Annotated in this window: 20 protein-coding genes; 10 read left to right on the top strand and 10 right to left on the bottom strand. The window is 44.8% G+C overall.

Features of this window, described 5'->3' with window-relative positions; genetic code table 11:
- Nucleotides 1-203: 203 nt before the first annotated feature.
- The 5 genes from lpdA to ampD form a co-directional block, all read right to left on the bottom strand.
- Nucleotides 204-1,634 carry a dihydrolipoyl dehydrogenase gene (lpdA, locus tag BCT11_RS13155; RefSeq protein ID WP_038870499.1) on the bottom strand — a complete coding sequence of 477 codons (1,431 nt, stop codon included), beginning with the start codon at nucleotides 1,632-1,634 and terminating at the stop codon, nucleotides 204-206.
- A 243-nt stretch (nucleotides 1,635-1,877) separates the two neighbouring features.
- Entirely contained in the window at nucleotides 1,878-3,800 is a 1,923-nt protein-coding gene (aceF, locus tag BCT11_RS13160; protein ID WP_102388498.1) for a pyruvate dehydrogenase complex dihydrolipoyllysine-residue acetyltransferase, read from the bottom strand.
- A gap of 30 nt (nucleotides 3,801-3,830) precedes the next feature.
- Nucleotides 3,831-6,494, bottom strand: a complete 2,664-nt coding sequence (gene aceE, locus BCT11_RS13165) for a pyruvate dehydrogenase (acetyl-transferring), homodimeric type (protein WP_102388499.1) — start codon at nucleotides 6,492-6,494, stop codon at nucleotides 3,831-3,833.
- Nucleotides 6,495-6,549: 55 nt separating this feature from the next.
- Nucleotides 6,550-7,317: a pyruvate dehydrogenase complex transcriptional repressor PdhR gene (gene pdhR, locus BCT11_RS13170; RefSeq protein WP_039975497.1), complete on the bottom strand. Its 768-nt coding sequence runs from the start codon at nucleotides 7,315-7,317 to the stop codon at nucleotides 6,550-6,552.
- A 404-nt stretch (nucleotides 7,318-7,721) separates the two neighbouring features.
- Nucleotides 7,722-8,273 carry a 1,6-anhydro-N-acetylmuramyl-L-alanine amidase AmpD gene (gene ampD / locus BCT11_RS13175; protein WP_102388500.1) on the bottom strand — a complete coding sequence of 184 codons (552 nt, stop codon included), beginning with the start codon at nucleotides 8,271-8,273 and terminating at the stop codon, nucleotides 7,722-7,724.
- A gap of 92 nt (nucleotides 8,274-8,365) precedes the next feature.
- On the opposite strand from ampD, the gene nadC reads away from it, so the two are divergent.
- The 8 genes from nadC (at nucleotide 8,366) to yacG (ending at nucleotide 15,491) form a co-directional block, all read left to right on the top strand.
- The gene (nadC, locus tag BCT11_RS13180; RefSeq protein WP_102388501.1) at nucleotides 8,366-9,253 is read left to right on the top strand and encodes a carboxylating nicotinate-nucleotide diphosphorylase; all 888 of its coding nucleotides are present in this window, start codon (nucleotides 8,366-8,368) and stop codon (nucleotides 9,251-9,253) included.
- A gap of 264 nt (nucleotides 9,254-9,517) precedes the next feature.
- On the top strand, nucleotides 9,518-9,961 hold the full coding sequence (locus tag BCT11_RS13185) for a prepilin-type N-terminal cleavage/methylation domain-containing protein (RefSeq protein WP_045403775.1): 444 nt from the start codon (nucleotides 9,518-9,520) through the stop codon (nucleotides 9,959-9,961).
- Between the two features lie 6 nt (nucleotides 9,962-9,967).
- On the top strand, nucleotides 9,968-11,653 hold the full coding sequence (gene pilB, locus BCT11_RS13190; RefSeq protein ID WP_045420955.1) for a type IV-A pilus assembly ATPase PilB: 1,686 nt from the start codon (nucleotides 9,968-9,970) through the stop codon (nucleotides 11,651-11,653).
- A 31-nt stretch (nucleotides 11,654-11,684) separates the two neighbouring features.
- Entirely contained in the window at nucleotides 11,685-12,908 is a 1,224-nt protein-coding gene (locus tag BCT11_RS13195) for a type II secretion system F family protein (RefSeq protein ID WP_039975492.1), read from the top strand.
- A 71-nt stretch (nucleotides 12,909-12,979) separates the two neighbouring features.
- Entirely contained in the window at nucleotides 12,980-13,849 is an 870-nt protein-coding gene (locus BCT11_RS13200) for an A24 family peptidase (RefSeq protein WP_102388502.1), read from the top strand.
- On the top strand, nucleotides 13,850-14,464 hold the full coding sequence (coaE, locus tag BCT11_RS13205) for a dephospho-CoA kinase (protein ID WP_039975491.1): 615 nt from the start codon (nucleotides 13,850-13,852) through the stop codon (nucleotides 14,462-14,464).
- A gap of 27 nt (nucleotides 14,465-14,491) precedes the next feature.
- The gene (gene zapD, locus BCT11_RS13210) at nucleotides 14,492-15,232 is read left to right on the top strand and encodes a cell division protein ZapD (RefSeq protein WP_038870479.1); all 741 of its coding nucleotides are present in this window, start codon (nucleotides 14,492-14,494) and stop codon (nucleotides 15,230-15,232) included.
- Nucleotides 15,233-15,296: 64 nt separating this feature from the next.
- A complete protein-coding gene (yacG, locus tag BCT11_RS13215) occupies nucleotides 15,297-15,491 on the top strand; it encodes a DNA gyrase inhibitor YacG (RefSeq protein ID WP_038870477.1) in 195 nt (64 codons plus the stop codon).
- Between the two features lie 334 nt (nucleotides 15,492-15,825).
- Here the strand turns inward: yacG and rplS are convergent, their stop codons facing one another.
- The 5 genes from rplS to ffh form a co-directional block, all read right to left on the bottom strand.
- The gene (gene rplS, locus BCT11_RS13220) at nucleotides 15,826-16,179 is read right to left on the bottom strand and encodes a 50S ribosomal protein L19 (RefSeq protein WP_038870475.1); all 354 of its coding nucleotides are present in this window, start codon (nucleotides 16,177-16,179) and stop codon (nucleotides 15,826-15,828) included.
- A gap of 41 nt (nucleotides 16,180-16,220) precedes the next feature.
- Entirely contained in the window at nucleotides 16,221-16,964 is a 744-nt protein-coding gene (gene trmD, locus BCT11_RS13225; RefSeq protein ID WP_038870473.1) for a tRNA (guanosine(37)-N1)-methyltransferase TrmD, read from the bottom strand.
- A 27-nt stretch (nucleotides 16,965-16,991) separates the two neighbouring features.
- Nucleotides 16,992-17,540 carry a ribosome maturation factor RimM gene (gene rimM, locus BCT11_RS13230; RefSeq protein ID WP_038870471.1) on the bottom strand — a complete coding sequence of 183 codons (549 nt, stop codon included), beginning with the start codon at nucleotides 17,538-17,540 and terminating at the stop codon, nucleotides 16,992-16,994.
- A gap of 26 nt (nucleotides 17,541-17,566) precedes the next feature.
- On the bottom strand, nucleotides 17,567-17,815 hold the full coding sequence (gene rpsP / locus BCT11_RS13235) for a 30S ribosomal protein S16 (RefSeq protein ID WP_005438039.1): 249 nt from the start codon (nucleotides 17,813-17,815) through the stop codon (nucleotides 17,567-17,569).
- 210 nt (nucleotides 17,816-18,025) lie between these two features.
- On the bottom strand, nucleotides 18,026-19,411 hold the full coding sequence (ffh, locus tag BCT11_RS13240; RefSeq protein WP_038870469.1) for a signal recognition particle protein: 1,386 nt from the start codon (nucleotides 19,409-19,411) through the stop codon (nucleotides 18,026-18,028).
- Nucleotides 19,412-19,624: 213 nt separating this feature from the next.
- On the opposite strand from ffh, the gene BCT11_RS13245 reads away from it, so the two are divergent.
- Nucleotides 19,625-20,419 (top strand): inner membrane protein YpjD, encoded by a 795-nt coding sequence (locus BCT11_RS13245; RefSeq protein ID WP_038870467.1) that lies wholly within the window; start codon nucleotides 19,625-19,627, stop codon nucleotides 20,417-20,419.
- A 154-nt stretch (nucleotides 20,420-20,573) separates the two neighbouring features.
- On the top strand, nucleotides 20,574-21,848 hold the full coding sequence (locus BCT11_RS13250; RefSeq protein ID WP_038870466.1) for a CNNM domain-containing protein: 1,275 nt from the start codon (nucleotides 20,574-20,576) through the stop codon (nucleotides 21,846-21,848).
- Nucleotides 21,849-21,867 lie beyond the last annotated feature (19 nt).

Raw genomic sequence — 21,867 nt, forward strand, 5'->3', positions numbered from 1 at the left:
AAGCGAGAAGCGAGAAGCGAGCTTATTTTGTCTTTCGAGGGACAAATCCCGTCAACTCCTTTTAGAGCAGAGTCTCTTTCAATAGCCTCCTCTCGATTCCCAAAACGGAGCGCTCCCGAATCGCCATGCACAGCGCTCTTTTCTTCCAATTAAAAAAACCGCTGACGAATCAGCGGTTTTTATCATTCAACGTTCAAGAAAAATTACTTTTTCTTTTTAACTGCTTTTTTGTTTGGAAGGTCAGTAATTGAACCTTCAAATACTTCAGCAGCTAGGCCCACAGACTCGTGTAGAGTTGGGTGAGCGTGGATAGTAAGTGCGATATCTTCCGCATCACAACCCATCTCGATCGCTAGGCCGATTTCACCAAGTAGTTCACCACCGTTAGTACCAACGATAGCACCACCGATTACGCGGTGAGTTTCTTTATCGAAGATTAGCTTAGTCATACCGTCTGCACAGTCAGACGCGATTGCACGACCTGATGCTGCCCATGGGAATGTTGCCACTTCGTAGTTGATGCCTTCTGCTTTCGCTTCTTTCTCTGTCTTACCAACCCATGCCACTTCTGGCTCAGTGTAAGCGATTGAAGGAATAACTTTAGGATCGAAGTAGTGCTTCTTACCAGAGATAACTTCTGCGGCTACGTGGCCTTCATGCACACCTTTGTGAGCAAGCATTGGTTGGCCAACTACGTCGCCGATTGCGTGGATGTGAGGAACGTTAGTACGCATTTGCTTATCAACGTTGATAAAGCCGCGCTCGTCCACTTCAATACCCGCTTTTTCAGCATCGATAAGTGCACCGTTTGGTACACGACCGATAGCAACAAGAACCGCATCGTAACGCTCAGCTTCTGCTGGCGCTTTTTTGCCTTCCATTGAAACGTAGATACCGTCTTCTTTCGCTTCAACTGCAGTTACTTTCGTCTCAAGCATTAGCTTGAACTTGTCTTTAATACGCTTAGTGAAGACTTTAACGATGTCTTTATCCGCCGCTGGGATAACTTGGTCAAACATCTCTACTACGTCTACTTTAGAACCTAGTGAGTGGTAAACCGTACCCATTTCTAGACCGATGATACCACCACCCATGATAAGCAGTTTTTCTGGTACTTCTTTCAGTTCTAGCGCATCCGTTGAATCCCAAATACGTGGGTCTTCATGTGGGATGAATGGCAGTTTGATTGGACGAGAACCCGCAGCGATGATTGCGTTGTCGAAGTTAACTGTTGTTGCTTCACCTTCGCCTTCAACTAGGATGCTGTTAGGACCAGTGAACTTACCGAAACCGTTAACAACCGTTACGTTACGCATCTTAGCCATACCGCTAAGACCACCTGTCAGTTGGTTTACAACTTTCTCTTTCCAGATACGGATTTTGCTGATGTCTGTTTGTGGTTCGCCAAACACAACACCGTGCTCAGCCATCGCTTTCGCTTCTTCGATAACTTTTGAAACGTGAAGAAGTGCTTTAGATGGAATACAACCAACGTTTAGACATACACCGCCAAGAGTGCTGTAACGTTCAACTAGTACTGTTTCTAGACCTAAATCCGCACAACGGAATGCAGCTGAGTAACCAGCAGGACCAGAACCAAGTACAACAACTTGGGCTTTAATTTCTTTGCTCATTGTGACCTCTTGTAGTCATTATCCCTAACAGGCTGAGTAGATGTTCTTAAATTATTAGGCTTTCAAACGGTCAATATTTTACAGAGATGTTAACAGTGTGAAAGCAGCTTTAAGTTAGCCTGTGAGCTAGACAACAATTCATCTTTCAGTTTCTGAACGATGGAAGAAATTGTCGTCTAAAAATAGTCTTTTATATAAAGAATTAAGGTGACCCGAAAGTCACCTTAACTATTACTTTCTCAATTACAGTACTAGACGACGAATGTCTGATAGTGCACCGTTTAAGAAAGTAATGAAGCGTGCACCTTCTGCACCATCGATCACACGGTGGTCGTATGATAGAGACAGTGGAAGCTGTAGACGTGGTTCGAACTCTTTACCGTTCCACACTGGCTTCATTTCAGATTTAGATACACCTAGGATACCAACTTCTGGCGCGTTTACGATTGGTGTAAACGCTGTACCGCCGATACCGCCAAGGCTAGAGATTGTGAAACAACCGCCTTGCATATCAGCTGCAGTTAGCTTACCAGCACGTGCTTTCTTCGATACTACCATCAATTCTTCAGATAGCTCGTAGATGCCCTTCTTGTTCACGTCTTTAAATACAGGAACAACAAGGCCGTTTGGCGTATCGACTGCGATACCTACGTTCACGTACTTCTTAAGAATGATGCTTTCGCCATCTTCAGAAAGTGAAGAGTTAAACGCTGGGAATGCTTCTAGTGCTTTCGCTACCGCTTTCATGATGAACACAAGAGGAGTGATCTTCATGCCAGTGTCTTTCTTCGCTTCGATTGCGTTCTGTTCTTTACGGAATGCTTCTAGCTCAGTGATGTCTGCGTTATCCCACTGTGTGACGTGAGGGATCATTACCCAGTTACGGTGTAGGTTTGCACCAGAGATCTTCTTGATCTTAGAAAGCTTCTGAACTTCAGTTTCGCCGAACTTGCTGAAGTCAACTTTTGGCCAAGGAAGTAGACCAAGTGCAGCACCGTCGCCTTTACCAGATGCTGCTGCACCTGCGCCAGACTCAAGACGCTTAAGTGCATCTTTAACGTAAGCTTGAACGTCTTCTTTCAGGATACGGCTCTTACGACCAGTACCTTTAACCTTAGATAGGTTAACGCCAAATTCACGAGCTAGACGACGAACAACTGGAGATGCGTGTGCGTAGTCACCGTTCTCTTGGAAATCATTTGCTGCAGGAGCTTCAGCTTTTACTGCTGGAGCAGATGCTGCCGCAGGAGCTGCAGCTACAGGTGCCGCCGCTTGAGCTGGAGCCGCCGCAGGAGCAGGTGCTGCGCCTTCAACCGGGGTGCCGGCCACAACGAAAGTCATGATTAGAGAGCCAGTCGTTACTGAATCGCCTTCAGCAATCTTGATCTCTTTAACTGTACCTGCGAATGGTGCAGGTACTTCCATAGAAGCTTTGTCGCCTTCTACAGTAATTAGAGATTGCTCTTCTTCTACTGTATCGCCAACTTTAACCATGATCTCAGTAACTTCTACTTCGTCACCGCCGATATCTGGAACGTTAACTTCTTTGTCCGCTGCTACCGCAGGTGCTGCTGGCGCTTCAACCGCTGCAGGAGCTGGAGCCGCTGCGCCTGAGCCAACTACCGGAGTGCCGGCCACCTCAAATACCATCACAAGAGAGCCAGTTGTTACTGAATCGCCTTCAGCAATCTTGATCTCTTTAACCGTACCTGAAAATGGTGCTGGTACTTCCATAGAAGCTTTGTCGCCTTCTACAGTTAGAAGTGATTGCTCTTCTTCTACTGCATCGCCAACTTTAACCATGATCTCAGTAACTTCTACTTCGTCGCCACCGATATCAGGAACGTGAACTTCTTTTAGTTCTGCTGCCGCTGCTGCTGGAGCTGGAGCTGCTGCTGGAGCCGCTTCTGCCGCAGGAGCAGCGTCAGCTGCACCCTCGGCTTCGAAAATCATGATAAGAGAACCAGTTGTTACTGAATCGCCTTCTGCAACTTTGATTTCTTTTACAATACCTGCTTGAGACGCTGGAACTTCCATAGAAGCTTTGTCGCCTTCAACAGTGATCAGAGACTGTTCTTCTTCAACCTTGTCGCCAACGCTTACAAGAATCTCAGTAACTTCAACCTCATCCGCACCGATGTCAGGTACATTAATTTCGATTGCCATTGCTTATTTACCTTCTAGTTAAGCGCTTTATTAAGCGTAAAGTGGGTTTGTTTTTTCAGTGTCGATGTTGAACTTAGCAATTGCTTCAACAACAACAGACTTCTCAACATCACCACGTTTCGCTAGTTCAGTTAGTGCAGCAACTACTACGTAGCCCGCGTTAACTTCGAAGTGACGACGTAGGTTCTCACGGCTGTCTGAACGACCGAAGCCGTCAGTACCAAGAACTTTGTATGACTCAGTTGGCATGAATGCACGTACTTGCTCAGCGTAGTTCTTCATGTAATCCGTCGCAGCGATTGCTGGTTCGTTACCAAGAACAGTCGTGATGTAAGGCACTTTCGCTTCAGCTTCTGGGTGAAGCATGTTGTAACGCTCTGCATTTTGACCATCACGAGTTAGCTCGTTGAATGAAGTTACAGAGAACACGTCAGATGCTACGCCGTACTCTTCACTTAGGATAGTCGCTGCTTTACGTACTTCGTTCATGATAGTACCAGAGCTCATTAGCTGAACTTTACCCTTAGCACCTTCGTGAGACTCAAGCTTGTAAATACCTTTACGGATGCCTTCTTCAGCGCCTTCTGGCATTGCTGGCATTGCGTAGTTTTCATTCATTACTGTTAGGTAGTAGTAAATGTTTTCTTGCTCAGGACCGTACATACGACGGATACCATCTTGCATGATTACTGCTAGCTCGTAAGCGAATGTTGGGTCGTAAGAGATACAGTTCGGGATAGTGTTCGCTTGAATGTGCGAGTGACCATCTTCGTGCTGTAGACCTTCACCGTTTAGTGTTGTACGACCAGCTGTAGCACCTAGTAGGAAGCCACGAGCTTGTTGGTCACCTGCTAGCCATGCCATGTCACCAATACGTTGGAAACCGAACATTGAGTAGTAGATGTAGAACGGGATCATTGGTAGATCGTTTGTGCTGTAAGAAGTAGCAGCAGCAACCCAAGATGCCATTGAACCTAGTTCGTTGATACCTTCTTGAAGAACTTGACCTGACGTTGCTTCTTTGTAGTAAGAAACGATGCCTTTATCTTCAGGTGTGTATTCTTGACCGTCTGGGTTGTAGATACCCACTTGACGGAATAGACCTTCCATACCGAACGTACGCGCTTCATCACAGATGATAGGAACGATGTTCTTACCGATGTTCTTGTCTTTAAGCAGGATGTTCAACGTACGTACGTAAGCCATAGTCGTTGAGATTTCACGCTTCTGAGCACCAAGTAGAGGAGCAAACTCTTCTAGCTCTGGTACTTTGAACTCTTGTGTGAACTTAGGTAGACGCTGTGGCGTGTAACCTTTCAGTGCTTTACGACGAGCATGTAGGTATTCGTACTCAGCAGAACCTTCTTCCAGTTTTAGGTAAGGCAGTTCAGCTACTTTCTCATCAGAAAGGATGTCTTGTAGACCTAGACGATCACGTAGGTATTGTACGTGAGTCATGTCCATCTTCTTAACACCGTGAGCGATGTTCTTACCTTCAGCCGCTTCACCCATGCCGTAACCTTTAACAGTCTTAGCTAGGATTACCGTTGGCTTACCACCTGTCTCTTTTGCATTGTTGAATGCAGCAAACAGTTTAGAAGAATCGTGACCACCACGCTTCAGTTCGAAGATTTGGTCATCAGTCATGTCTGCAACTAGTGCAGCAGTCTCAGGGTACTTACCAAAGAAGTGCTCACGTACGTATGCGCCATCTTTAGATTTGAATGTTTGGTAGTCGCCATCGATCGTTTCGTTCATAAGCTGTAGTAGCTTACCAGTCGTATCTTTAGCTAGTAGTGCATCCCAGTTGTTACCCCAGATAACTTTAACTACGTTCCAACCTGCGCCTTTGAATAGACCTTCAAGTTCTTGAATGATCTTACCGTTACCCATTACAGGGCCATCTAGACGCTGAAGGTTACAGTTGATTAGGAAACATAGGTTGTCTAGCTTCTCACGCGCAGCGAAAGAAATTGCACCACGTGATTCTGGCTCATCCATCTCACCGTCGCCTAGGAAAGCGTATACACGTTGAGCAGAAGTATCTTTAAGGCCACGGCCGTTCAGGTACTTAAGGAAACGAGCTTGGTAAATAGCAGAGATTGGACCAAGACCCATAGATACTGTTGGGAATTGCCAGAACTCAGGCATCAACTTAGGGTGTGGGTATGAAGGTACACCTTTACCGTCGACTTCTTGACGGAAGTTGTCTAGCTGCTCTTCAGTTAGACGGCCTTCAACGAACGCACGAGAGTAGATGCCCGGTGAGATGTGGCCTTGGTAGTAAACTAGATCGCCACCGTCCGTCTCGTTTGGAGCACGGAAGAAGTGGTTGAAACAAACTTCGTAGAACGCTGCTGCTGACTGGTAAGAAGCCATGTGACCACCAAGGTCTAGGTCTTTCTTAGAAGCACGCAATACGATCATGATTGCGTTCCAGCGAATAATCGAACGAATACGACGCTCAAGAGTTACATCACCAGGGTAAGCTGGTTCTTGTGCTGCTGGAATAGTGTTGATGTAGTTTGTGTTGATGCCAGTTGGCATATCAACGCCGTCTAGACGTGCTTTTTCTAGAACGGTTTCTAGTAGAAACTGTGCACGTTCTACACCTTCTTCACGAACAACTGATTCAAGGGCTTGTAGCCAATCTTGAGTTTCCAGTGCATCTACGTCATGCTTCATGTCAGACATGGCGATCTATCCTTCTGTTGGTTGGATCTACTTATTTAAGTAAGCGGTTCTTGTATTAAGAATCGTTACCTTGCTGAATTCGACGCAGAGAACGCTCTCGTCGAGACTCTTCTCGAGTCAAATCCAACAATGTTTCTTCGATATAAGCTAAATGTGAGTGAGACATTTCACGCGCCTTTTCAGGCTGACCAGAAACAATCGCATCCACGATATTAGCTCTGTGTTTACTTACTTTATCGACCACTTCATCGCGGCGATGTAAGAGCTTTAGATTCTGTAGAACATTCTGCTCAAGCAAAGGCGCAAGGCTACGAACAATATGAAGGAGAACGACGTTGTGCGCTGCTTCGGTTAATGCAATCAAAAATTGCATTACTGCTACCGCTTCAGCTTCAACGTTGCCGCCTTTTTGCTCTTCGCTGATTTGATTCAAGCATGCCTGAATACGAGCAAAATCTTCATCGGTACCACGTAATGCTGCAAAGTACGCTGAAATGCCTTCCATCGCATGGCGCGATTCAAGCAAGTCCAATTGCGTCTCTGAGTGGGTAGATAACAAATTCAGCAAAGGGTCTGAGAAACTCTTCCAGATGTTTTCACTTACGAATGTGCCACCGCCTTGACGACGAGTAAGCAGACGTTTCGCTTCCAAACGCTGAATGGCTTCACGGACAGATGGACGAGACACATCGAACTGCTTTGCGAGTTCGCGCTCTGGTGGCAATTGCTGCCCCGGAGAGAGTGTTCCTTCCACAATCAACCTTTCTAACTCTTGTTCAATAACATCAGAGAGTTTTGGCTGACGAATCCTTTGATAAGCCATAATTTATTGTTCTTCTACTCTTGCAGGTAATTGGTAATACCAATTTTAAGTTGGTGCAGAAATTAACATAATTAAAACGTGACTGTCCAGCCAAAAGTTGACCTAAATCATAGAACGGACTTACAACCAACACTTTGATAACAATCGACCATTAAAACAGCAATAAAATTGGTATGACCAATTACATAAACAAAACAGATGGGAAGTCTTCGTGCTAGTAAATTTGATCAACAAAAACAAAAAATGACAAAAAAACCGGGTCATTTTTTCGTCACGAACCGTTTTAACGCCCCAAAATGTCGTTAACTTTTAACAAGCCTTCATATTTCTTGTATCAAAAAAAGGCATACCTGAGTGTATGCCTTATTTATTTCTGTTTTTTGAATTTACACTTTTGCTACAAGTTAACTTTGTACTTGTTGTCTGAACTTGGCCCAGTCAAAGCTTAGCCCGGGATCGGCTTTTCTCAAGGGAGCGATATACTGATGCCCCGTAATTCTCGGCAAGGTAATTTTTGGGTAGGAATGCATAACGGATTGGGTCAATACAGTAAGTGATTGATATTGCTCTTCTGTGTACGCAACAAACTCGGTGCCTTCCAACTCAATACCAATTGAATAGTCATTACAACGTTCACGGCCAGCGAAGCTAGATTGTCCGGCATGCCAAGCTCTGTCTAAAAAAGAAACAAACTGAACAATCTCGCCATCACGCTTAATTAAACAATGCGCCGAAACGCCCATTTTGTGAATCACCTCAAAAAACGGATGAGCATTGGGGTCAAGATTGCCGGTAAAAAAATCCTCTATATAACATCCACCAAATTGACCCGGTGGCAAGCTGATGTTGTGCACCACCAGCAGAGAGATATCTTCTTTGTCTGAACGAGCATCAAAAAATGGCGACGGGACATGCTTCGCTTGCGTCAACCAACCATTCTCTATTTTTAGGCACATATCAACCTCTCTACTTTGCAAATTAACTGCTGAAATTATTGACACCGGAGAGTATCATTCGTTGCCATCTCCCTTTCAAGACTAGATTTGCGATGAAGAACACACACAACAGCCAAGAACGCCTAGAATATCTTAAGCAACAACTTCCATTAGAAATCACTCGCGCTGTAGCCGATACCCTAAAAGAAGATCTAGGTGGTACATTGGATGTCGATAAAGACATCACCGCATCGCTTATCCCAGCTGACGCGATTAACACTGCAACCATCATCACTCGTGAACACGGTGTGTTTTGTGGCCAAGCGTGGGCAGATGAAGTATTCAAACAACTGGGTAGCAAAGTGACCATCGAGTGGCATGTAAAAGATGGTGACAAGGTAGAACCAAATCAGACACTGTGTACATTGACTGGTCCTGCTCGTGATTTGCTCACTGGCGAGCGCAACGCAATGAACTTTATTCAAACCCTTTCAGGTTGCGCGACCATTACCGCTGAGTACGCAGAAAAAATTGCTCATACAGAGTGCCGTCTATTAGATACACGTAAAACGATTCCAGGTTTACGTAGCGCGCTTAAATACGCAGTAGCTTGTGGTGGTGGTTTCAACCATCGTATTGGTGTATTCGATGCATACCTAATTAAAGAAAACCACATCATTGCTTGTGGTGGTATTACTCAAGCGATCACGACAGCAAAAGAGTTGAACCCTGGTAAACCAGTTGAAGTAGAAACCGAAAGCTTGGACGAGCTAAAAGAAGCGATCGAAGCAGGTGCAGACATCATCATGCTAGACAACTTCACGACAGATATGATGCGTGAAGCAGTCGCGATCAACGCAGGTCGTGCGGCGTTAGAAAACTCTGGTAACGTTACTCTAGAAACCATCGCTGAATACGCAGAAACTGGCGTCGATTACATCTCGGTAGGTGCTTTGACTAAGCACCTAAAAGCGATGGACCTTTCGATGCGCTTTAAGTAAATAGAGTACCGACAACAATATTAACTTCCGAAAAGTCAGCATGTTGTAATCTGATTCACTAAATAGAGGGCCGCAAGGCTCTTTATTTTTATCCACTAAAAAAATAACACCCCTCGCAAAACCTTGCATGCAATATGCAACTTCAACCTAAAGATTTTTACCTCACTCGGAAGGCATCCCCTTGCTAGTTTCCACTTGTTTCTACTCTTTTTACTCTTCTGTTCCATGCATAAGCATTAACTAAATTTCTCTTAAGGAAACAAAATGAAAACGAATAAACAGAAGAAGCAGCAAGGTTTTACGCTGATTGAATTAATGATTGTGGTGGCGATTATTGGTGTTTTGTCAGCAATAGCTATACCAGCTTATCAAAATTACGTTAAAAAGTCGGAAGCAGCTACAGGTTTAGCAACAGCAAAATCATTGATCACAAATATTGACATGTACATTCAAGAAAAAGGTAATTTCCCACCAAATAGCACAACAGGCTTTACCGATGTTGGGGCTACAACGGGAATGAATAAGCTTGGTACGCTATCTTTTGAAAGTATCAGTGGTGCAAATGGAACTATCAAATTTTTGTTTGGCTCAACTTCTTCTATTAGTACTGCTTATGTTGAAATTGCAAAATCCACAAGCGGATGGGCATGTACGTTTACAACAAGCAGCAAATTAACAACTGAAGAAGTACCAAAAGCTTGTAGATAAATTCAAATGCTAACCAACCTCTCAACGGTTCTTCGTCAAGCGGGAATACTGACCTTCTCCCAAGAAGAATCGTTACTTGAGCAAGCTAAAGCTTCTGGCATTTCAATGCCGGAGGCTTTGCTCAATTCTGGCTTTTTCCAATCCCATGAATTGACGGAACACCTAAGCTCTGTCTTTGGGCTTTCTTGCACCTCTCTCAATCAGTACGAATACGCTTCGCTTTGCCAAACGTTGGGCTTACGTGATCTGATCACTCGCCATAATGCTCTGCCGCTCAATCGCAGTTCTTCGACTCTGATCTTGGCGGTAGCTGATCCGACTAATCTCCAAGCTGAAGATGACTTTCGTTTTGCGACAGGACTACAGGTTGAGCTTGTTCTTGCGGATTTTCGTGAACTCAGTGCGGCAATTAGGCGCTTATATGGTCGAGCACTAGGACAGGAAAAGTCCGGATTAAAAGAGATCAACCAAGATGAACTAGCAGGTCTGGTTGATATTGGTGCAGATGAAATCGACAACATCGAAGATCTCAGCCAAGACGAAGCGCCTGTCAGTCGTTACATTAATCAGATTTTGTTGGATGCCGTGCGTAAAGGCGCTTCGGATATTCATTTTGAACCCTACGAAAACATGTATCGAGTGCGCTTACGTTGTGATGGTATTCTCGTTGAAAGCCAACAACCACCGAGTCATTTAAGTCGCCGTTTATCGGCGCGTATTAAAATCTTATCCAAACTCGATATCGCCGAACGACGCTTACCGCAAGATGGTCGTATCAAGCTTAAGCTAAACCAAGATACTGCGATTGATATGCGCGTATCGACACTACCAACGCTATTTGGCGAAAAAATCGTATTACGTTTGCTCGACAGCAGCTCCGCCTCACTAAATATTGACCGCTTGGGTTACAGCGATGAGCAGAAGCAACTTTATCTGGATGCGCTAAAACGGCCACAAGGCATGATTTTAATGACAGGCCCGACGGGGAGTGGCAAAACCGTCTCGCTCTATACAGGGTTAAGTCTTCTAAACAAAACAGAGATCAATATCTCTACTGCGGAAGACCCCGTTGAAATTAACCTGCCTGGCATCAACCAAGTGCAAGTCCAGCCCAAAATTGGTCTTGGTTTTTCTGAAGCACTTCGTTCTTTCTTACGTCAGGATCCTGATGTGGTCATGGTGGGTGAGATCCGCGATCTAGATACGGCAGAGATCGCCATTAAAGCCTCACAAACTGGCCACTTAGTTCTGTCTACTCTGCACACCAACTCTGCCGCTGAAACCGTGATTCGCTTATCCAATATGGGGGTTGAGAGCTTTAACCTTGCTTCATCATTGAGCTTGATCATCGCTCAACGCTTAGCAAGAAAGCTATGCCCTCAGTGCAAACAACCTCAAGAGCCGAATGCACAACTGCAACATATTGGCATCCACTCCACGGAAAACATCTTTCAAGCGAACCCAGATGGCTGTAACGAATGTACCCAAGGTTATTCTGGTCGAACCGGCATTTATGAAGTGATGCGCTTTGACGAGACGCTTTCCGAAGCACTAATTAAAGGCGCATCCGTTCATGAGTTAGAAAAACTTGCTATCAAAAACGGTATGCACACCTTACAAATGTCCGGTATAGAAAAACTTAAACAAGGCATCACCAGCTTTAGCGAATTACAACGCGTTCTCTACTTCTGATCTTTACGTTTATTAGGCAGTCATCGATTCTATGAAAACTAACGCCCCACAACTTAAAAGTTTCCGCTGGAAAGGCACTAACAGCTCAGGGAAGAAAACCTCCGGACAAGTGTTAGCCATGACAGAAATTGAAGTGCGAGAACGCCTAGATGCTCAACACATCAAAATTAAGAAGCTAAAGAAAGGCAGTATTTCTTTTATCACGAAACTGAGTCATCGAGTCAAAGGCAAAGACATTACGGTATTTACCCGTCAAATCGCTACCATGTTAATGACCGGCGTTCCCATCGTTCAAGCTCTGAAGCTTGTCTCAGAAAACCATAGAAAAGCTGAGATGAAATCAATACTGATGAGCGTAACACGAGCAGTAGAAGCAGGAACGCCGATGTCCAAAGCCATGCGAACCGCCAGCACGCATTTTGATCCACTCTATACTGATTTAATCGCAACCGGTGAGCAGTCCGGTAACTTACCTCAGGTATTTGAACGTCTGGCGACTTACCGAGAAAAAAGCGAACAATTGAAAGCAAAAGTTATCAAAGCACTCATCTATCCGGCGATGGTAGTTTTGGTCGCGCTAGGGGTCTCCTACCTCATGCTCACCAAAGTGATACCTGAGTTCGAAAAGATGTTTGTTGGCTTTGGCGCCGACCTGCCTGCATTTACTCAAATGGTCTTAAATCTTTCGGCATGGACACAAAATTGGGGGCCTTTTATTGGGCTCAGTGCATTAAGCTTATTTATTTCCTCCCGTATCATGGCTAAACGTTCGGACTCTTTCCGATTATTGTTGGCTCGATCGAGCTTAAGATTTCCTATACTCGGCCCCGTCTTATCCAAAGCGGCGATTGCGAAATTCAGCCGTACTCTTGCAACCAGTTTTACCGCCGGTATCCCCATTTTGACAAGCTTAAAAACCACCTCTAAAACATCCGGTAATATGCATTATCAACTTGCCATCGAAGAGGTCTACCGAGATACCGCAGCGGGTATGCCAATGTATATCGCAATGCGCAATTGCAACGTATTCCCAGAATTGGTGCTGCAAATGGTAATGATCGGTGAAGAATCCGGACGTTTAGACGATATGCTCAACAAAATTGCCGCGATCTATGAGTTTGAAGTGGATAACACCGTCGACAATCTGAGTAAAATTTTAGAGCCGTTGATCATTGTTTTTCTTGGGGTCGTCGTTGGCGGATTGGTCACAGCAATGTACTTACCAATCTTTAACTTAATGAGCGTATTGGGATAGAATGTTGCTTTAGCAAATTAATCCCATCAAAACAGCACTTTGCTATTTGATTCATCGTTCAAGAGACAGATATGGAAGTATTCCAGTACTACCCATGGCTATTCGTTGTATTTGCCACAATTTTTGGTTTGATCGTGGGTAGTTTCCTCAACGTGGTTATTTACCGTTTACCCAAGATCATGGAACTAGAATGGCGACGCGAGTGCGCTGAATCATTCCCTGAATACAAAATTGAAGCACCGAAGGAAACACTGACCTTAAGTATCCCTCGTTCTTCCTGTCAACAGTGCGGAACGCCGATCCGCATTCGTGACAACATTCCTGTCATTAGCTGGCTGCTTCTGAAAGGCAAGTGCCATAACTGTAAATCCTCGATTAGTGCTCGCTACCCTCTCATCGAATTGCTTACTGCTTTTGGTTCGGGTTTTATCGCGTTTCACTTCGGTTTTAGTTACTTCACTGTTGCGCTGGTTTTCTTTACCTTTGTATTGATTGCCGCCACGTTTATCGACCTCGATACTATGTTGCTACCAGACCAACTAACGCTGCCATTAATGTGGGCAGGTATTGCACTTGCATTGTCTGGCGTTAGTCCTGTTAACCTACAAGACGCCATCATTGGCGCGATGGCTGGTTACTTGTGTCTTTGGAGTGTTTACTGGGTATTTAAGCTTCTGACTGGCAAAGAGGGCATGGGCTATGGTGACTTCAAACTGCTTGCTGCCCTTGGAGCATGGTTAGGCTGGCAATCACTGCCGATGATCATTTTACTGTCGTCGGTTGTGGGCGTTATTTTCGGCCTGATACAACTGCGTTTACAAAAGCAGGGTATCGAAAAAGCGTTCCCCTTTGGCCCTTACCTTGCGATTGCAGGTTGGGTGAGCCTTATTTGGGGTAACCAGATTCTAAACTGGTACTTCACGTCGATTCTAGGAGTGTAAATGGCTTTTGTTATTGGCCTAACAGGCGGCATTGCAAGCGGTAAAACCACCGTTGCAAACTTATTCAAACAGCAATTCAAAATAGACGTTGTTGACGCGGATATTGTAGCCCGCGAAGTCGTAGAACCGGGATCTACTGGACTCAATGCGATCATTGAACATTTTGGCATTGATATTGTACGAGAAGACCAAAGCCTTGATAGAGCAAAATTAAGAGAGCAAATTTTCTCTAATCCGGAGGAGAAAGCGTGGCTAAACGCCCTACTACATCCGATGATTCGTGAAAAAATGATCGAAGATTTAGAGCAAGTGGAGTCAGAGTATGCGCTATTGGTTGTCCCGCTCTTAATCGAAAACAAGCTTGATAGCCTGTGTGACCGAGTGCTTGTGGTTGATGTTGAACCGGAAACTCAAATCGCAAGAACGGTAAAACGTGATAATGTAAGTGAAGATCAAGCTCGTGCGATCTTAGCCTCACAAGCAACACAAGCGCAAAGACTCGCGATTGCGAATGATGTGGTGAGAAATAACCCAAACGACCCTGATCTTTTGCTTCAAATCACAGATTTACACGAAAAGTACCTAGCCATGTGTAAGAAAAATCTGCGAAAATAGGAATGAAACTCACCAAGGCTTATGTCGATGACCACGCACAAATTTGAACATCCGTTAAATGAGAAAACTCGCATCTATCTGAGAGTTGAGTCTTTGCTGCGTCAGGCTCACCTAGCCTCTGGTTTTGCCGATAATCACCAATATCAGTTGTTCTTCCGTGCGCTTTTCGACATGGTTGAAATCTTTGAGCAGATTCAATTGAAAAGTGAGTTGGCAAAAGATCTTGAGAAACAACGTTTGGCCTACCGAAATTGGCTGAACGTTGAAGGCGTCGATCAGCAAGCGTTAAGTGAGCTACTAAAAGAGATCGATGTGGTTCATAGCCAACTGATGACTGCTGAACGTTTCGGCCAAGCGTTGAAAGAAGATCGTTTTTTAAGCTCAATTCGCCAGCGCTTTAATCTTCCTGGTGGTTCTTGCTGTTTTGATTTGCCAGCCTTGCATTATTGGTTACACCTTCCTATCGAACGCAAAAAGCACGATGCAGCCCAATGGCAAGAGAGCTTAAAGCCGTTGTCCGATGCACTCGCTTTATGGCTAAAACTGACTCGCGAAACAGGCCACTTCAAAGCACAAATCGCTCGTGCAGGCTTCTTCCAAAGCGACGCTGATGAAGCGAATATCCTTCGTTTACACATCCCTATGGAATATGGCGTCTATCCGATGATTTCAGGCCATAAGAACCGCTTCGCGATTAAGTTTATGTCGTTTGAAAGCGGACAAGCTTGCACGCAAGACGTTGAGTTTGAACTCGCGGTTTGTAGCTAAAACCAACGCACACTATTATTTCTATACCCCCTTTGACACCTCAACATAATGGGACTCTTTAATCATGTCTAAAATTACTATCGTGCCATGCCCACAATGCGGTGCAGACGTAGAATGGGGAGAGCAAAGCCCTCACCGCCCTTTTTGTAGCAAGAAATGCCAAATGATTGATTTTGGTGAATGGGCTGACGAAGAAAACGCCATTGCTGGCGCACCGGATATGTCGGACAGCGATGGATGGTCTGAAGACCAGTACTAAAGAATTGAGAGGCTAGAGTCGAGAAACGAGAACTCTACACTTCGAGAATAGAGAGAGGGGTTGATGTGAGAACATCAGCCCTTTTTATTTTTCGGGATTCGGTTCATTTTGTCTTTCTAAGGACAAGCTCTGCCAACAACCTTTCGAGGCCATACTTCTTGCACTAGCTCTTCAACAACACCTCTCGGTTCCTAAAGCGAGAAGCTCTCGAATCTCGTAGCGTTCCCGATTCTCGAAGGACAACGTCCACTCCCTAAACCCAGCGTCTTTTTCCTCGCATAAAAAAACGGAGCCCAATTGGGCTCCGTTTACTATGAGAACGCTAGTTATAGCATTACTTCTTAGCAAGTTTCTCTTTGATACGAGCAGACTTACCAGAACGCTCACGTAGGTAGTACAACTTGGCACGACGTACTGCACCACGGCGTTTAACTTCGATGCTATCAACGATTGGAGAGTGTGTTTGGAACGTACGCTCAACACCTTCACCGTTAGAGATCTTACGTACAGTGAAAGCAGAGTGTAGACCACGGTTACGGATTGCGATTACAACGCCTTCGAAAGCCTGTAGACGCTCACGCTCACCTTCTTTAACTTTAACCTGAACTACAACAGTGTCACCTGGTGCAAATTTAGGCAGGTCTGATTTCATTTGCTCTTCTTCAAGAGCTTTGATGATGTTACTCATTTTTTAAATTCCTAGAATAAACTGATACTAAATAAATTAGGTTACTTTGCGTTATGTTCAGTAATGAACTCAGCAAGTAATTGTTCCTGTTCGTCAGTCAGAGCTAGGTTTTCCAGGAGCTCTGGTCTTCTTAGCCAAGTTCGGCCTAGCGACTGTTTTAGTCGCCATTGACGAATATCCTTATGGTTGCCTGACATCAGTACCGCTGGCACTTCTTTATCATCCAACATTTCAGGACGCGTATAGTGAGGGCAATCTAACAAACCATTTGCAAAAGAATCTTCTTCTGCTGACGCAAAATCGCCTAGTACACCCGGAACAAACCGAGAGACTGAATCGATCAGTGTCATGGCTGGTATTTCACCACCCGTCATCACAAAATCTCCAATCGACCATTCTTCGTCGACTTCAGATTGAATGATACGCTCATCTACCCCTTCGTAACGGCCACAAATCAGAAGTAAATTCTCATTCGTTGCCAGTTCTTCTACTCCCTTTTGGTCGAGCTTGCGACCTTGAGGAGAAAGGTAAATGACTTTCGTCTTACCCGGTGAGGCTGCTTTCGCGGTATGAATGGCATCGCGCAAAGGCTGAACCATCATTAACATACCAGGACCACCACCGTAAGGTCGGTCATCGACAGTGCGATGTTTGTCGTGAGTGAAATCTCGAGGATTCCAAGTCTCAATTGACAAAAGACCTTTTTTAACCGCTTGACCTGTTACTCCAAATTCAGTAACAGAACGGAACATTTCAGGAAAAAGGCTAATAACGCCAACCCACATGTTTATCTCGCTCTGTAGTTTTGGAGATTAGAATCCAGGATCCCAGTCAACTTCGATCCGTTGAGCTGTGCGATCAACTTTAATGATCACTTGCTCTTCAAGGAACGGGATTAATCGTTCCTTCTGCCCGAAAGCATCTTTTAGATTTGCTTTAACAACCAGAACATCGTTTGAGCCAGTTTCTAGAATGTCATTAACGACACCCAGATCGTAACCTTTAGTGGTTACCACTTGCATCCCAAACAATTCACGCCAGTAGAATTCTTCTTCTGACAATTCAGGTAGTACCGCAGGGTCAATAGCAATTTCAAAGTTGGTCATCAGCTGCGCGTCTTCGCGAACGTCCAACCCTGCTAGCTTGCATACATAGCCTTGACCATGACGCTTCCAGCTTTCTACTTTGTACTCAACCCACGTACCCTTTTGGTTAACAAACCAAGGGCTGTAATCGAAAATGCTTTCAGCATTGTCTGTGTAGGAAAAAACTTTAAGCCAACCACGAATGCCGTAAGTAGCACCAAACTTGCCTACAACAATCTTCTCGTTGCTCATCGTTTCTTTACCTTTCATCGACATAAACTAGTTTCTACTTCTTAAAAGAATTAAGCCGCTTTTTGAGCGTCTTTAACTAGCTTAGCAACGCGGTCAGATAGAGACGCGCCTTGACCAACCCAATGGTTAACGCGGTCTAGGTCTAGACGTAGACCTTCTTCTTGACCTTTAGCAGTTGGGTTGAAGAAACCAACTTTCTCGATGAAACGGCCAGTTGCAGCGTTGCGGCTGTCCGCTACTACGATTTGATAAAATGGACGCTTTTTAGCGCCGTGACGTGCCAAACGAATGGTTACCATGTCGTCCTCTTTGCTTTCTCAAAAATAAAATTAACCCCAATAATCATCCATAAAACTGAACAATCTGGGGTCTCGTGCCAAAATAAAGCTCCGGAATTTTACTCTTATCCCGAAGCAATGCAAGGTATTTAGTTACTTTTTCACCAACATAAATTGAAATTCAAGTTTGTGATGTAGCTAACACCCTGAAACTAAAGTCTAGGCAATCGTTTAACGACCAAATGGATTGAAGCCACCGCCTCCACCCATACCGCCGCCCATCATGCCTTGCATGTTGCGCATCATGCCTTTCATGCCGCCCTTTTGCATTTTCTTCATCATCTTTTGCATTTGGGTAAACTGCTTAAGCAGACGGTTAACGTCTTGTACCTGAACACCCGAGCCTGCTGCGATACGTTTTTTACGTGAGCCTTTGATGATTTCCGGGCGTTGACGTTCTTTCATTGTCATTGAGCTGATGATCGCTTCCATTTGCTTGAACATCTTGTCGTCAACTTTGTCTTTCACGTCTGACGGCAATTGAGACATACCTGGCAATTTGTCTAGCATGCCCATCATGCCACCCATGTTTTGCATTTGACCTAGCTGCTCACGGAAGTCTTCAAGGTCAAAACCTTTCTTCTCTTTGAACTTTTTCGCTAGTTTTTCTGCTTTGTCTTGGTCGACATTGCGTTGTAGGTCTTCAATCAGAGACAGTACATCACCCATGCCTAGAATACGCGATGCAATACGATCTGGGTGGAATGGTTCTAGTGCGTCAGTCTTTTCACCTACACCTAGGAATTTAATTGGCTTACCAGTGATATGACGAACCGATAGCGCCGCACCACCACGTGCATCACCATCCACTTTAGTCAGAATCACACCGGTTAGCGGTAGCGCATCACCAAATGCTTTCGCTGTGTTCGCCGCATCTTGACCTGTCATTGCATCAACAACGAACAGTGTCTCGACCGGGTTAATAGCAGAGTGAAGATCTTTAATCTCACCCATCATTTCTTCATCGATAGCCAAACGACCTGCGGTATCGACAATAAGCACGTCATAGAATTTCTTCTTCGCGTGGTCGATCGCGGCATTCGCAATATCAAGTGGTTTTTGATCTGGTGACGATGGGAAGAAGTCGACGCCGATGTCTGATGCTAGAGTTTCTAGCTGTTTGATTGCCGCAGGACGGTAAACGTCGGCCGACACAACCAAGACTTTCTTCTTATCACGCTCTTTTAGAAGCTTAGAAAGCTTACCTACCGATGTGGTTTTACCCGCACCTTGTAGGCCCGCCATTAAAAGAACGGCTGGCGGCTGCGCTGCTAGATTTAGGGCTTCGTTAGATTCACCCATTACACCTTCAAGCTCTGCTTGAACGATCTTGATGAATTCCTGACCCGGAGTCAGCGATTTAGAAACTTCTACGCCCACCGCTTTTTCTTTAACGCGGTTAACAAACTCACGCACAACAGGAAGGGCAACGTCCGCTTCCAAAAGCGCCATGCGCACTTCACGTAGGGTTTCTTTAATGTTGTCTTCGGTCAGACGACCTTTGCCACTGATATTTTTCAGCGTTTTGGATAATCGATCCGTTAAATTCTCAAACATCTTTGTCTCTTCGCTAAAATGGCGATTAATTAGTGTGAGTATACCTTAGCCAACGTCACAGTCATACCCGAACACTGCTCTTATCATTAACTTGAGGGCTAACTTGTTAATTTCAATATCTCATCTCTCGTGATTGATGAAGGATCTACCGTAGCCCCAAAGAGTAATGCAAGGTATAATTTTTAGCATCGTGCACAATAACTCTTAGGATTCATGGATAGCTTAATTGCCATCGCGGCCGCCATACTTTACGTTTTGGCGATAGCGACCATCATACCTGGACTCTCTCAGCAGTCAGGAATCAAAGTCAAAACCGTATTTGCCAGTGCGGCATGTGCGCTTGTTTTTCATGCTTGGATTCTGAGTGACCTGATATTTGACGGCTCAGGGCAAAACCTCAGTATTCTTAATGTTGCTTCGCTAATAAGTTTTATTATTTCTTTGGTCATGAGTGTGGCAATGCTTAAGAATCGCTTATGGTTCTTGTTGCCTGTGGTATACAGTTTTGCTGCTATCAATTTATCTGCAGCAACGTTTTTACCAAGCACATTTATTAGACATTTAGAAAATGACCCTAAGTTACTTATTCACATATCATTCGCACTCTTCTCTTACGCCACGTTGACCATTGGTGCACTCTACGCACTCCAGTTAGCTTGGCTTGATCACAAACTTAAAACGAAAAAATCACTCGCAATCAATCCAAACTTACCGCCACTCATGATGGTAGAGCGTCAGCTATTCAAAATTATCTTGATTGGTAACTTGTTGCTCACGGCAACGCTGATTACTGGTTTTGTGTTTGTACAAGACATGTTTGCTCAAGGTAAAGCCCACAAGGGAATCCTTTCTTTCATCGCTTGGATTGTGTACTCAATTCTGCTTTGGGGTCACTACCGTAAAGGGTGGCGAGGCAAAAAAGTGACTTGGTTTGCGGTTGCAGGTGCGACTTTGTTGACCTTGGCGTACTTTGGTAGTCGCTTCGTGAAAGAGATCATCTTAAGTTGATACTTTCCATCGATTAAATGCAATTAATAAGGAGCCTTGTGCTCCTTATCCTTTATATTGCCGAGCAAATAAAATAGAGTACCCCTTATTCCATTGACTTCATGACCTAGCTCGGTCATAAATTAACCAAACACATAAAAGGAACTGCTGCGTTTTGGACGACATATCTACGGGTATCTTATTTGCGCTACTCGCGTGTCTTATCGTCATATCAGGTTACTTCTCCGGTTCAGAAACAGGGATGATGTCTTTGAACCGTTACCGCTTAAAGCACTTAGCCAATAATGGGCATAAAGGGGCGAAGCGAGTCGAAAAGCTTCTCGACCGCCCAGATCGCCTTATTGGCCTGATCCTTATCGGCAACAACCTCGTTAATATCCTCGCTTCCGCTATCGCAACCATTTTAGGTATGCGTTTGTATGGCGATTTAGGGGTCGCAATTGCAACTGGTGCTCTCACTATGGTGGTGCTGGTTTTTGCAGAGGTGACACCGAAAACGATCGCATCGCTCTATCCGGAGCGCGTCTCTTATGCGAGCAGCATCCTTCTTACTATTTTAATGAAGGTGCTGTCACCACTCGTCATGTTGGTGAACTTTATTACTAACGGCTTTATCCGTTTACTCGGCGTAAAAGCCGATCACACCACAGAAGACCACCTTAGCTCAGAAGAGTTGCGTACCGTGGTAAATGAAGCTGGCGGCCTCATTCCTCGTCGTCACCAAGACATGCTGGTGTCTATTTTGGACCTAGAGCACGTCACAGTGAATGACATCATGGTGCCTCGTAATGAGATCACTGGCATCGACATCAATGACGATTGGAAATCTATCGTTCGTCAGCTGACTCACTCTCCTCATGGCCGTATTGTGCTGTACCGTGACCAAATTGATGAAGTGGTTGGTATGCTGCGTCTGCGTGAAGCTTATCGCTTAATGCTAGAGAAGAACGAGTTCAACAAAGAGACACTGCTACGCGCAGCCGATGAGGTGTACTACATTCCTGAAGGCACGCCACTGAACGTACAGATGTTGAAGTTTCAACGTAATAAACAGCGTATCGGTTTAATTGTCGATGAGTATGGCGACATTAACGGACTAGTGACGTTAGAAGATATTCTGGAAGAGATCGTCGGTGAGTTTACCACATCAATCGCACCGAGCTTGTCCGAAGAGATCACACCGCAAGGTGATGGTAGCTTCTTAATTGAGGGCAGTGCAAATATTCGAGACATCAACAAAGGTTTGAAGTGGAAACTGCCAACTGACGGACCAAGAACCCTCAATGGCTTGATCCTTGAACATCTGGAAGATATTCCTCAAAGCCATTTGAGTGTGCAAGTTTCTGGGCACCCAATGGAAATTGTTCAAGTAGAAGAGAACCGTATCAAGCTTGTAAAAGTGTATCCAAAGCTGAAGAAAAACAGCTAAGTGTGAACAAAATATCACG

It is taken from the genome of Vibrio sp. 10N.222.52.B12, assembly GCF_002875385.1.
Lineage (GTDB): Bacteria > Pseudomonadota > Gammaproteobacteria > Enterobacterales > Vibrionaceae > Vibrio > Vibrio jasicida.